The organism is Vogesella perlucida (genome assembly GCF_979366545.1).
Genome location: NZ_CEETRO010000013.1, coordinates 69,195 through 82,309, shown reverse-complemented (window position 1 = coordinate 82,309; position 13,115 = coordinate 69,195). Strand labels below are relative to the sequence as shown.

Here is a 13,115-nt window from a genome sequence, read left to right as displayed (position 1 = left end):
TACCGCTACCCACGCCGACGCTGACACCGACGGCACCGCCGCTGCTGCTGTTGCTGCCGGTGGTGTCGCTGCGGTTTTGTGCAGACTGCAGGGTGATGTCGCGGGCGGCGTCCAGCGTGACGTTCTGCGCCTTGATGCTGCTGCCGATCACCGCCAGGTCGCCGTTTTGGGGGACGCCGTCGGTGCCTTTGCTGCCGTCGCCGGTGGCGGTGATGTGCACATTGCGCCCGGCGTTGAGCTCGCTGCTGCTGGCGTTGCTGCTGCTGGTCTGGCTTTGGCTCTGGCTGCGCTGGCTGCCCAGCGAGACCGACACGCCGACAAAGGACGGGTCGGCCACCTCGCCGCTACCGCCGCCCTGCTGCGCGGTTTGTACCGCCTGGTAGCCCGCCAGCCCGGCCTTGACGCTTTGCAGTGCGGCCAACCTGCTGTTGTTGCTGTTACCTGCGGCCTGGGCGGCGCTGACGGCGGTTTGCGCGGCGTCTACCACGCCACCGCTGAGCGCCACGGTGACGCCACTTTGCTTGCTGTAGCTGGATGTCTGCTGGGTTTGCGTGTGCTCGGCGTGTTCGATGCGCACGTTTTGTGCGGCCAGCGTGATGTCTTGCCCGGCGATGACGTCGCTGCCTTTGAGCTGCAGGTCTTTGCCGGCCTGTATGGACACATCGCCCTGCACGCTGCCCACGGTGCTGCCCACCGCTTGGGTGGTGGTGACGGTGTTGGCGTTGCCTTGCTGCACCTTGCCCACGGTAACGCTCAAGCCGCCGCTGCTCATCAGGCCGGATTTTTTCTCGTCGCGCTGGCGGCTGTAGCTATCGCTGGCGGTGGCGCTGGTGATGGCGATGTTGCCGCCGGCTTTTAGGGTGGCGGCCTGGTCGCTGACCACTTGGCTGGCCTGGATGGCCATATTGCTGCCGGCCTGCAGGCTAATGCTGTGGCCGGAGAGCTGGCTACCTATGGCCTGGGTTTGGTCCAGCGTGTCGCGGGTGGTGGTGGTTTTACGGGACAGCGCGCCGTTACTGCCGCTGTACTGGTGGCTTTCGTCTACTTGGACGCGGCTCTGGCCGGCGTCCAGCTGTACATTGCCGGCGGCTTGCAGGCTGATGGCGCCGGCCTGGCTGCCCAGGTTGGCCGCGGTGCTGTGTACGTTGCCGCCGGCTTTCAGCGTGATGTCACCCGCGCTGGCAATGCTGCTGCCCACGTCCTGGCTTTGGCTATCGCTGCGGGCATTGTTGCCTTGCCATTGCAGCTGGTTGCTGCTGCCGGTCTGGACGGTGGCCAGGGTGAGGTTTTGCCCGGCTTGCAGCTGGGTGAGGCCGCCTGTGGCATCGTTTTGCAAGTTGGCCGCGGTAAGGGTGAGGTTACGCCCGGCGCTGGCGAGCAGCTGGCCGGCGCCGCCCTCTACGTACAGGCCGGCGATGCGGTCTACTACGGTGCGGCTGCCTTGGGCGTTGCTACTGCTGGCGGTGGTGCTGGCAATATTGAGGTCGCGTCCGGCGTTGATAGCCAGGCTGCTGCCGGCGCGGACTTCGGCTCCGGTCAGGTTGATGTCGTTACGCGCGGTGAGGCTAACGGCTTCGCCACGGATGCGCCCGCCGATACTGTCCAGCGTACCGGCCTGGATGTTGACCAGCTGGCGGCCGGCTAGCGTGCCGCTGTTATTGAGGGTGTCGCCGACGCTGAGCTGCAGGGTGTCGGCGGATAGCAGGCTGCCGCCGGCGGTGAGGTCGCCAGGGCGGGCACGCACGTACACTTGCGGTACCAGGGCGCTTTGCTGGCTGCCGTCCGGCAGGGTGATGGTTTGGGCCACCAGCCAGACGATGTCGCTGGTGAGGCGGGCCATTTGCTCGGCGCTAAGCGCGATACCGGGGCGCAGGCCATAGGTTTGGGCGAAGGTGATGCCGCTGTCCATCAGGGCGCGGTATTGCGCTTCGTCGCTGGCGTAGCCGGTGAGGAAGCGGCGCCCGGTGAGCTGGGCGACCTGGTCGCGGATGAGCTTTTGTTCGTAGAAGCCGTCGCCCAGGCGTTTTTGGGCGGTGGCGGGGTCGCTACCCATGGCGGCTAGCATGTAGTCGCTGCTGAGCCACCGCCGATAGCTGGCAAAGCGCGGGTCGGTTTCTATCAGATAGCTGCTGGTGGCGGCGGGCGCCTGGCGGTACAGGCTGCTGCTTGGCCAGCCAGGGTTGGCCGGGGTGCTGAGGCCCAGTGCGGCTGGCCCGTTAGCTAGGGCTAGCGTCTGGTATGCCAGCACGCGTGATGGCGATAGCGGTACCTGGGTTTCTACGGCAGGTGGCTGGTAGGCGGCCCAGGCGCTGCCGGTTCTATCCCGGCCTTTTTTGCGATCGCGCCAGTAGTTGGTGACGCCGCCCAGATCGGTGACAGTCTGCGTGCCGTAGGCTTGCGGGTTATTGAACACGCTGGCCTGAATGGCCAGGGCACCGCCGGCCATGATCTCGCTATGCTGGTTTTCGAGTAATGCTGCTTTCAGGCTGATATTGCCTGCGGCATGGATCTTGGCGGGGTCGCTGGTGGCGATTTTGGGCACCACGGTGGTGCGGCTGTACTGGTACGCCAGCCAGGTTTCGTAATTACCTTCCGGCGTATGCAGGTGGTCGGATTCATCGTTGTAGATGTACACGCCTTCACTGCCAGGGGTGTAGCGCCGGGCTGCACCGCTGCCTTGATATTCGCTGATTTGCTCGATAGGCAGTGTTTCTGTTGTCAGGGAAAAGTGCTGGTTGAGGTTGTGGATGGTTCGGGCGTCGAGGCTGATGCTGCCCAGTGCTTCTATCGTGGCGCTGGCGTTGGTGAGTGTGCCGGCCTGCCCGGTGGCATGGCCTTGCTGGTCAAGCTGGCCGCCCAGGTGCAGATCCCCGGCACTAAACAATAAGGCGTGCTCGCGGTTTTCCAGATCGCCGGCAGCGATATCCAGGCGCTGACGGGCTGCTATGACGGCTGCCTGGCCGTTTTCTTCACGGTTTTGCAGTGTGGTGGCCGCTAGCTGCAGGTGATCGCCATAGATTCTGCCGGTACCGGTGTTGGTGAGTGTGGCGGTGCGGATGGTGGTGATGTTGGCATCTATCAGGCCCCGGTTCTCTACGCTACCACTTAGCTCCGCCTGCAGCTGCCCGGCTTTCAGGCTGCCTTGCAGGCCGTTGCTCAGCGTGGTGGCCTTGAGCTGCATGTGCTGGCCGGCCTCTACCGTGGCGCCGGTGGTGTCCAGGGTTTGCTGGCTGTGGATGGTGAGCTGGTCGCTGGCCAATACGGTTGCGTTGCGCAGGCTGGTATCGCCACGACTGGCTTGCAGCTGGATGCTGCTGGCTTGTAGCTGTGCACCTGCCAAATTCAGCGTGGCCGCCTGCTGCTGCAACAAGCCACTGGCAAACTGCTTGCCACCGATGATGTCGATGGCTTGCGTGGCCTGCACGGACAATTGCGCCGGGCCGCTTAGACTACCGTCTGCTTGTACACCGGCTACCATGGTGCCGCTGGCGGGCTGCGTGACCTGGTTCGCCTGTATGGACAGGTTTTGCCCTGCGGCCAACAGGCTGCTGTTGGCTAGCACCTGGCTTACCGAGATGGTTTGGGTACCGGCGGCATAGCTGGTGCCTTGGTTATCCAGCGACTGTCCTTGCAGCCGCATACCCTGCTGGCTGGCCTGATAGCCGGTATTCAGCAGTTGGCCATCGGCTTGCAGGGTGAGGTCGCCGGCATTGCTGATGATGGCGCCGGCGTTGCGCACCCCCAGGCCGGCTTCGGTGCCGATCAGATGGATTTTGCCTGCGTACATGCCGCCTAGCGCTGCCACATCCAGCGTATAGGCCGGCGCTGTGCCAGCTGCCGCGCCTTGTTGTGCAGTAACCTGGCTTGCGTCCGGGCTGATCTGGTTTACCCCGGTAGCCAGCTTCAGGTCTTTTGCCCACAGGCCTGCATTAATCTGGACGGCACGCGCCAGAATGCTGGCCTGGTCTGCCTGTGCCAGGTCTGCACCGGCACCCGCTACGCTGACCAGGCCACCGGCTACCCGGTAGCTATCCAGGTTGCCTCCCTGCCATAGCGGGCTGCCGGTAGTGAGCGTGACTTTGCTGGCATTGATAAAACCTGCGCCATCCAGATGCAGGCCGGCCGGGTTGGCAATAATCACTTCAGCGCGCTGGCCAGCTACCTCGATATAGCCGCGCAGCTGGCTGGGCTGGCTGCTGTTTACCTCGTTCAGAATGACGCTGGCCGCCCCTGCGGCCAACCATGGGTTGGCTTGTACCCAGCCACCCAGCTGGGTTTGGGCATGGCCACGGCTGTTGTTGAGGATGGCGCCCTGCTGCTGCACGTCAAACTGGCTATAGGTATTACGCGATACGCCCGCCGGGCTGGGGCTCTGGATATTGACCAGGGGCACACCGTTGGCCGCATTCAGTACGGTAGCTTGCTGCTGGCCAGGTGCTTGTTTGTCCGCCACGATCTGGGCGTGGCATAGCGGCAGGCAAAATGCCGCCCATAACGCCAGGGTGCAGTGGCGCAGGCTGAAGGCGGCACGGCGGGCGGGCCGGCCCTGGGTGCTAGCGCTTGCTTGCCCCTGTGCCGGGGTGGTTTCGGCTACGGCCATCAGCATGCCGCGGCGGCGGTTGAAAACAAGACGATAACAGTGCTGGTTCATGATGATCTTTCTGTGGGGGCAAGCGCAGCCGGGTGCTGGTGGAACCAGTCACGCGCCGCCTGTGCGCTAAGGTGGTCAGTGCGAAACTGCATGATGCGCGGGCCGGCTGCGCGGTCTTTGTGGTACAGCGAGCGCAAACAGTGGCCGGCTAACAGCTGGCGCAGTACCCGGCTTAACTGCCTGGCATGGCCAAAGGGGGCGATAAAATCGGGCAGCCAGTAGCGGGGCCCGCTGGCCCAGTCCTGCTCTGGCATGGTGGCGGGGTGGGCGGTGAGGTAGCGCTGCTCTGCCTCGGCGCTGAACCTGGCCCAGGCAGCGTAAGCCACGGGCTTGCTACCTTGAAACAGCAAGACAAACTGCTGCTGGCGTATGGCCGGTAGCAGCAGGCGCTGCAAGGTGTACAGCGGCGCATCGATATGCTGCGGGCTATGCATGAATAGCCATACCGCTGCGCCAAACGCCGTGGTTTCCTGCCACTGGCCCGGTATGAATGCGGGCGCCAGAATATGGAGCGGTTGCACAGGCAGGCTCCTTAGTACTGCAGGTTGACGCTGAAACCACCCGTGGTGCGCGGCGTGCGCAGGAACTCGGGCTGGCCGAAGGGCTGGCTGACAAACAGCTCGTAGCCTAGCCGCATAACCTTGCCGCGCACCCCTAGCGTGGCACCGGCCAGGCGCTGCCCCAGCAGCATGCTGGCACTGGGGCCGGCTACACGGCCGTAGTCGTAGCCCAGATACACTTCTTGCCCGGCCAGCTGCCAGCCCAGCTCGTTGCGCACAAACCAGCCACGCTCTGCGCTGAGCTGGCTTTCACCGTTATAACCGCGCACGGTGTAACGGCTGCCTATGGCAAAACGGTCTTGCGGCACCAGCGGGTTGCGGTTCGATTGCGCCCGCCACGCCAGGCCGTAGCGCAGCTTTTGCCCACCCAGGCTAAACGGGGCATCCAGCTGGGCATCGGCCAGATACAAGCGCGGGCGCGAGCTGCCTTCGCCAAAGGCTTCTTCGGGTGCCGGCATGGCGTTGCGGGCGCCGGTGCCACGGCGGTAGGCCAGGTTCAGGTCCAGCGTGGCGGGGCCGATGAATTCACGCCAGCTGGCGCCGGCTTCCCAGCCGGCCATGCGGCGGCGCTGCACCTCGATCTCGGTGTCGTCGATCTGGTTGCTGCTGCCGCGCTCCCAGCCTTTGAGTGACAAGGTGGTTTTGCGCACGGCGTCGCGGTAGACCAGCCGCGACAGCTTCAGCTCGCTGCTGTCACTTTTGCCGCTGTACTGGTAGGTCTGGCTAGCCCCCGCCACCTGCTGGTGATAGCGGCTCTGGCTGCCGCTGTAGGCGAGCAGCCAGTAGCCGAGGGGGATGCTGTAGTGCCAGGCGTTGCTTTCGCTACCGCGTTCGCCATCTGCCCCGCCCCCCATGTCCTGGTTGTGTGTGATGTAGAACAGGTCGTTCAGGGTGAACAGGTGGTCGTACGATAGCGTCACGCTGCCCTGGTAAACGCCCGTGGCCTGGCTGCCGCCGTCGTCGGCGGTAAGCGTCAGGCGGTAGGGCTTGCCCTGCTGCCATTGCACCACCAGGTCGCTATCGCCGGGGCGGCTACCCTGGCCTCTAGCCGGCTCGATACGGATATCCGCCTCGGCGGTGGGGACGCGTTTGAGGTTTTCCAGGCCTTGCTCGATGTCCCGCAGGTTCAGCAGATCACCCTCTTGCATGGGTAAAGCGTTGGCCGCATGCAGGCGCGGGTCTGCTGGCTGGGCGTAACGGATGGCATGAATGTGGCCAGGCACCACGGTGAGGGTGAGGACGCCGGTAGCCAGATTTTGTGGCTGTACCAAGATGCGGGTGGTAATGAAGCCCCGTGCCATGATGGCGTTTTGTACCCGGCTGGCGGCCAGGTTGATGCCCTGCGTCCCCGTGCAATGGCCTACTAGTTCGTCTGGCTTGCCCTGCCCATCGCGATCTGCCGCGCCAAGTGCCCATTGAAAATCCTCGGCGCCCTCGCCTGCCAGCCGCAGCTCCCCCATGACAAAACAGGGCTGCTCGCCATGTGGATAGCGTGGCATATCGGGCTGGGTGGCGGATTCCAGGCGTACATCGGGGGCGGCGGGTGCCTGCTGTTGCAAGGCGCGCTGTTGTTGCAGCTGCTGCTCGCGCTGGTCCAGCGCCTTATCTGGCAGTGTCTGGGCCAGGGCTAAGGGGCAAGCAAGCCAGAGCAGGCTGCTAAGCGCTATTGGGCGTGGGCAATGGGTAAGGCGTGGTGCGGGCATGTCGACATTCACCGTGGTGCGGCCGACACTGGGCGTGTGCCGGCTATATTCGATAAATATTGTTGAATGACATTTTCAACAATTCAGCAAATCGCACCTTAGCAAGTTATGTCTTGCTGCTCAGCATATCTATAAATACAAATGGCATGCCATGTTGCATTGCCGCACCACCACAATGGCCCGTTTGGCATGTATGCGTGGTGTGGTAAGGCATAAAAAAGCCGCCCTGCCGGGCGGCTCTTGGGGTGGGGCTAACACCGTTCTTAGGCGCGGGCGTGCTCTGCCATCGCCTCGCCCAGGCGTACGGGCTTGGCGGGCTCCCAGCTGCTGTCAAAGCGGACGGTGTCTTTGGGGTACAGCAATACCACGGTAGAACCCAGCAGAAACCGGCCCATTTCTTCGCCTTTTTTCAACACGATTTGCTGGTCGTGGTAGCGCCACTCGCGCACTTCGCCGCTGCGGGGCGGGTTCACGACACCGTGCCAGACGGTGGCCATGCTGCCGACAATGGTGGCGCCTACCAACACCAGCACAAACGGGCCGCTAGCGGTTTCAAACTCGCACACCACGCGTTCGTTACGGGCAAACAGGCCCGGTACGCCACGCGCTGTGGTGGGGTTCACCGAAAACAGGTCGCCGGGCACATGAATCATGCGCAGCAGGCGGCCATCTGCCGGCATATGAATGCGGTGGTAGTCGCGCGGGCTGAGGTAGATGGTGGCAAAGTGGCCGTTATCGAACTTGGCGGCCAGTGCGCTATCCCCACCCACCAGGGCGGTGGTGCTGTAGTCGTGGCCTTTCGCCTGGAAGATCTGGTCTTGGCGTATAGGGCCAAACTGGCTGATGGCGCCATCTACCGGGCAGATGAAAGCCGCTTTTGCCAGCGGGCGGGCGCCCGGTTTGAGCGCACGGGTGAAAAAGCTGTTGAAACTGCTATAGCTGGCCGGGTCCGGGTTGGCCGCCTCGGCCATGTTGACGTTATAGCGGCCAATAAACCAGCGGATAAGACGGGTGGTGGCTTCGCCCGCTTCGGTATTGGCAATACGGCCCGCCAGCAAGGTAAGCGCCTGTTTTGGCAGAAAGTATTGCGGCAATACAGCTAGACGATAGCGCACGATGACACCCTGACTATTTAGCAAACCGCGCATTATAACAGCCCGGCTTTGCCGGTGGCAGCCCGACATCAACCTGCCCGCTCGTGTGGCAGATCACGCCGGGCCACCAGGCACCCCGTCTGGTGCTAGTCGCCAAAGCCGGCCAGTACCACCTTGCCAGTGGCACTATTGCTTTCCAGTAACGCGTGGGCGCGGCGCAGGTTGGCCGCATTAATCTGCCCCAGGCTAGTGGACAAGGTGCTGCGGATACGGCCGGCGTCTACCAGTTCGGCCACACGGCACAGCAGATGGTGCTGGGCCACCATGTCCGGCGTGGCAAACAGCGAGCGGGTGAACATCAGCTCCCAATGCAGCGAAATGCTCTTGCGCTTGAGCTGGCGAATATCAATCGGCTCGGGGTCGTCAATCAGCGCTAGCTTGCCTTGCGGTTTCAATACTTTCACGATGTCATCGAAATGTCGGTCGGTCTGGTTCAGGCTGATCACGTAATCCACCTCGGCCAAACCCAGCTCGGCCAAGCCTTCGCCAAGCGGCTGATGGTGGTTGATAACGTGCTGGGCGCCCAGCTCGCGCACCCAGGCCTGGCTTTCCGGGCGGGACGCCGTGGCAATAACCTGCAGGCCGGTGAGTACACGCGCCAGCTGAATCAGGATGGAACCCACACCACCGGCCGCCCCCACAATCAGCAAGCGCTCGCCGTGATGGGCGCCCTCTTGCAAGCCCAGGCGGTCGAACAGCAGCTCCCAGGCGGTAATGGCAGTGAGCGGCAGCGCGGCAGCTTCGGCAAAGCCCAGCGTAGCCGGCATGCGGCCAACAATGCGCTCGTCCACCAGCTGCAGCTCGCTATTACTGCCATCACGGTGGATCGCGCCGGCGTACCACACGCGGTCTCCGGGGCGGAACAGGGTAACCTGCTCGCCCACCGCCTCTACCACGCCGGCGGCATCCCAGCCCAGTACCTTTGGCTGTTGCTGCGCCTGGGCAGGCAAGCTTCTACGGATTTTGGTATCCACCGGGTTCACCGAAATGGCTTCTACCCGCACCAGCAGGTCGTGCCCGTGGGCTTGGGGGGCTGGCAGGGTAATGTCTTGCAGCGCCAGCTCGTGCGTGGCGGGCAGGTTGGCAAAGGCGGCGATGGCTTTCATGGTCTGTCCTTTCTGGCTAATCAGGCTGACAGTGTGCCGCGTTTATATTGATACGATTAGCCACTACAATTGGGAAACACTATCCGTATAGCCAGACAATAAGGCAAGACATGAAACTGGATGCCATGGCCCTTTTTGCCGTTTTGGCGAACGAAGGCAGCTTTACCGCCGCCGCACGCGTATGCGGCCTGCCCAAATCCACGCTGAGCCAGCGCATTGCCGAACTGGAAAGCCAGCTGGGCATGCGCCTGCTACAGCGCACCACGCGGCGGCTCAGCCTTACCGCCGCCGGCCAGGCCTACCTGGTGCACTGCCAAGCCATGCTGGAAGCGGCCGAGGCCGCCGAGGCAGCTATCTCGCGTTTGCGCGATGCGCCCAGCGGGCAGCTACGCATTACCGCGCCGGAGGCATCCGGCACCCTGCTGCTGCCCGCCTTGCTGGCCGCCTTTGCCGAGCGCTACCCCGCTGTACAGGTGGCCTGCCTCATTACCGATGCACAGCTGGATTTGGTCGCCGAGCGCATCGACCTGGCGCTACGCACCGGGCAGCTGGCAGATTCCAGCTTTGTGTCGCGCAAGGTGGGCGCCGTAGGCCGGGTGCTGGTGGCTGCGCCGGGCTATCTGGCCGCTCAAGGTTGGCCGCAACAGCCGGCAGAGCTGGCACGACACCAGCTGTTGCTGCATACCGTGCTGCCACAATGGCCGCTGCAACAGGACGGTGGCGTGATGCTGATAGACGCCAGCCATGCCGGGCTACGCGCCAATAACCTGAACACCCTGCGCCAGCTGGCACTAGCTGGCGCAGGCATTGCGCTACTACCACGCTTTATGGTGCGCCACGATCTGGCTAGCGGCAGCCTGCAACACCTGCTGCCCGCACACCCCGTGCCGGAAAACCACTATTACGCGGTTTACCCCAGCCGCAACCACCGCCCTGCGGCGCTGACTGCCCTGCTGGATTTTATCGATGAATACGATCTGGCAGCACAGCTGGCTTGAATACCAGCCGACCGGTGCTACTACTGTGGCAGCCATTTATTTCAGCAACGGTTTAAAGCTGAAACCATAGCGTTTTAGTACCGGATTGAGTGTTCTGCTATAGCGCCGAAAATCGATGCCGGAAAAATCCTGCTTGCCATACAAGCGCATAAACTGCTGCGCGCTTTGCGCATCGAACAGCATGAAGAGCGGCCACCGCTGCTCCAGCCCCTCGCTGGCAAAATCCCGCCCTTTGTCGTAGTCGTACAGCATGACCAGTGCCATGGCCCCGGTGATAAAGTGGCCGCCAGCCAGCGCACTCAAGCGGCCATCGCGTACAGCCTGCAGGGCCTCGTCCGAAGTATTGACCCCGCTGAAAAACACATCCTTGCCTGCCTGCTTGCCGCGGTGCCCCCACGCTTGCATGGCGCCCATGGCCATCAAGTCATTGCCTGCCCACACCATGCGGGCCTGCGGATAGCGGACATACAGCCAACTACCCTGCGCCAAGGCACGCTCTTGTGACCAGCCGGCATATACCTCTTTTGCCAGCATCACATCGCCTGCTTCTTTAATAGCGCGGCGCATGCCATCACTGCGCCGCACCGAAGAGGGGGTCGCCGGGTCACCACCAATAGCGACCATTTGCAGTTTGCCATGCACGCGCGGCACGCCGGCTTTCCGTGCCTTATTTATCAAAGCCTTAGCAGTGAGATAGCCCGCCTGATCTGCGTCCGGCTCCAAAGAACCCAACCAGCCTTTGTATTGCTGCCTTGGCTGGCCAATCTCATCAACACCCGGCATTCGCCCATTAAAGGCCATGAAGGTCTTGATACCTGCATCATCCAGCAGTTTGAGCAATTCGGGGCCGGTGCCCAGCTCGTTGGAAAAAATCACATACTCAGGTCGATTTGATATGGGCCGGGCAATCATCTCCCGTACCTGCGCGAGTGCCTGGGCATGGTTACGTTCGGTATAGCGAACCTCTAGCGTCACCCCCAGATCATCTGCTGCTGCCTGCATGGCTTTCCCGGCACTGAGCCAGTACAGCTCGTCGCGCTTGCCCGGATTAATGAAAACAACCGACATGGCCAATGCCGACATGGCACAGCAGTACAGGCCCATACCCAGTACGATACGCATCATGATGTGGTACTCCGTTTCCCGTGCAGGCAGTTCTCCCGCCGCAATAAGCTATTAACGATGACTAACCGAATGCCCTCTGCAGCATGACAAAAAGAAACGATACCTATAAAAAGCAATTTGCTTATCTATATATTCAGCCAGCACATAGTGCTTAATACCGCAACAGCCTTATCTACTCGCCGAAGCAGTGAGAAAATGCCAAACAAAGTAAAAAGCAATTATCGAATAAGTAGATAAAGTGCAGGCACCTCCATCAATATGTCGCGCTGCGCTAAAGATTTATCCGGTTAGGCATGATAATCAGGCTACCCAGGCCTATTAAGCCTATCTGGAGCGCGCAATGAATCGGATACGACGCAAGCCATTTACCGCTTTACAGCAAGATTTAAGCCCATGGGGGCCCACCAACCCGGGCAAGCTTGCCGCCATGGCACCACCGGCCGCAGCAGACACCTCGACGCTGTCTGGCGAATTCCTCAGCTGGGCACGCTGGCTGGATACCCTGCGTGATACGGCACGTAGTGGCGAGTACGCCGCCGTACAGGCGCTGGCCAAAGGCAAGCTGCGCTTTATCCTGCGGCGCAGTAGTCTGCTGCGCGACAAGGCAATGCTGGGCCAGCTGCACCACCCGCAGCTGGCAGAGGCACAAGCCCTGTGTCAGGAGTTCGAGCAGGTGATAGGTGAGCTGACCGGCCGCGTAATGCCACCGGCGGACGAGTGGCCACTACCGGTGCGACTCTATGTGGCAGAAAGCGCACCCGGCTCGGCAAACAAGGCAAGCGGCCACCGTGGCTTGCATGAACGTCGCCACGTACCCACACGGCAAAACCGGCTGGATGCCGTTAGCCAGTCCGAGGCGCAGCAGGTCTATGGCTGCCTGCGCTTGGTCTTGCGCTTGCTGCAGCAGCAAGTCAGCCTGGCCGAGTCGCCCGCCATGCAGCAGGCGAACGACTTGCTGGCCCGTACGGTAAAACTGGGGCATCTGGATAACGAACCGGGCGCATGACTGCCGGCGGGGCCGGCTTAGTGCCGCTAACAAAACCTCGCAAAGCACCTGCGCCAAGGCGCGCCGACGCAGGCAGTGCAAGTAGTACGGCAAGGCGGCACAACACAGGACAGGTTTTTTCAGCACCGCTTAGGCTAAACTGGGCGCCTCTTATCCGAAGGCACCATCATGCAGCAGATCGTTGACTTCATCCTGGAGCTGGACAAGCTCAAGGGTGTCACCCGCAAAACCCGCCCCCTGGGGCTGGACCGCCAGGAAAACTCGGCCGAACACAGCTGGCAAATTGCCATGCTGGCCGCGTCGCTTGCCCCCTACGCGCCGGAGCCCGTCGACATGAACCGTGTGATCGCCATGCTGCTGGTGCACGATATTGGCGAGATCGACACCGGCGACACCATCGTCTACGCCACCGAGGGCTGGGAAGAGCGCAAGGCCGCCGAGCTGGCCGCCGTAAAGCGTATATTTGGCCTGCTGCCCGCGGCGCAGGGCGAGCCGTTTCTGGCGCTATGGCAAGAGTTCGAAGCCGCCGACAGCGCCGAGTCACGCTTTGCCAATGCCGCTGACCGCGCCATGCCGGTACTGCTGAACCTGGCCAATAACGGCCAGAGCTGGCGTGAAAACGGTATCAGCTACCAGCGTGTGGTTGGCCGCATCCGCGAACCTATCGAAACAGGCTGCCCGGCGCTGTGGGCCTACCTGGCCGAACGCCTGGCCTACGCCGAAACCCAAGGCTGGTTTGGCGCCTGACATACCGCAAGCCCCATGAAAAAAGCCGCCAGTTCTGGCGGCTTTTTGCTGGGCGCGGGCTTGGC

9 protein-coding genes are annotated in these 13,115 nt (G+C 62.5%); 3 read left to right on the top strand and 6 right to left on the bottom strand.

The window, feature by feature from the left end; all coding sequences use genetic code 11:
* The 5 genes from ACZ9XP_RS16530 to ACZ9XP_RS16510 all read right to left on the bottom strand — a co-directional run.
* A partial coding sequence (locus tag ACZ9XP_RS16530; protein WP_465188804.1) for a two-partner secretion domain-containing protein occupies positions 1-4,651 on the bottom strand: 4,651 nt, incomplete at its 3' end.
* A complete protein-coding gene (locus ACZ9XP_RS16525; protein ID WP_465188803.1) occupies positions 4,648-5,172 on the bottom strand; it encodes a toxin-activating lysine-acyltransferase in 525 nt (174 codons plus the stop codon). The genes ACZ9XP_RS16525 and ACZ9XP_RS16530, both read right to left, overlap by 4 nt.
* A gap of 11 nt (positions 5,173-5,183) precedes the next feature.
* Positions 5,184-6,914 (bottom strand): ShlB/FhaC/HecB family hemolysin secretion/activation protein, encoded by a 1,731-nt coding sequence (locus ACZ9XP_RS16520; RefSeq protein WP_465188802.1) that lies wholly within the window; start codon positions 6,912-6,914, stop codon positions 5,184-5,186.
* Positions 6,915-7,177: 263 nt separating this feature from the next.
* Entirely contained in the window at positions 7,178-8,029 is an 852-nt protein-coding gene (gene asd, locus ACZ9XP_RS16515) for an archaetidylserine decarboxylase (protein ID WP_147683507.1), read from the bottom strand.
* A 125-nt stretch (positions 8,030-8,154) separates the two neighbouring features.
* Positions 8,155-9,174: a zinc-binding alcohol dehydrogenase family protein gene (locus tag ACZ9XP_RS16510; protein WP_465188801.1), complete on the bottom strand. Its 1,020-nt coding sequence runs from the start codon at positions 9,172-9,174 to the stop codon at positions 8,155-8,157.
* A gap of 110 nt (positions 9,175-9,284) precedes the next feature.
* Between ACZ9XP_RS16510 and ACZ9XP_RS16505 the strand changes: the two genes are divergently transcribed.
* Positions 9,285-10,172, top strand: coding sequence for a LysR family transcriptional regulator (locus ACZ9XP_RS16505; protein ID WP_465188800.1), 888 nt, complete (start codon positions 9,285-9,287; stop codon positions 10,170-10,172).
* 36 nt (positions 10,173-10,208) lie between these two features.
* Here the strand turns inward: ACZ9XP_RS16505 and ACZ9XP_RS16500 are convergent, their stop codons facing one another.
* On the bottom strand, positions 10,209-11,297 hold the full coding sequence (locus ACZ9XP_RS16500; protein WP_465188799.1) for an ABC transporter substrate-binding protein: 1,089 nt from the start codon (positions 11,295-11,297) through the stop codon (positions 10,209-10,211).
* Positions 11,298-11,637: 340 nt separating this feature from the next.
* On the opposite strand from ACZ9XP_RS16500, the gene ACZ9XP_RS16495 reads away from it, so the two are divergent.
* Positions 11,638-12,303, top strand: a complete 666-nt coding sequence (locus ACZ9XP_RS16495; RefSeq protein ID WP_147683516.1) for a hypothetical protein — start codon at positions 11,638-11,640, stop codon at positions 12,301-12,303.
* A 168-nt stretch (positions 12,304-12,471) separates the two neighbouring features.
* Positions 12,472-13,050, top strand: a complete 579-nt coding sequence (locus ACZ9XP_RS16490; RefSeq protein ID WP_147683518.1) for an HD domain-containing protein — start codon at positions 12,472-12,474, stop codon at positions 13,048-13,050.
* The last annotated feature ends 65 nt before the right edge of the window (positions 13,051-13,115 follow it).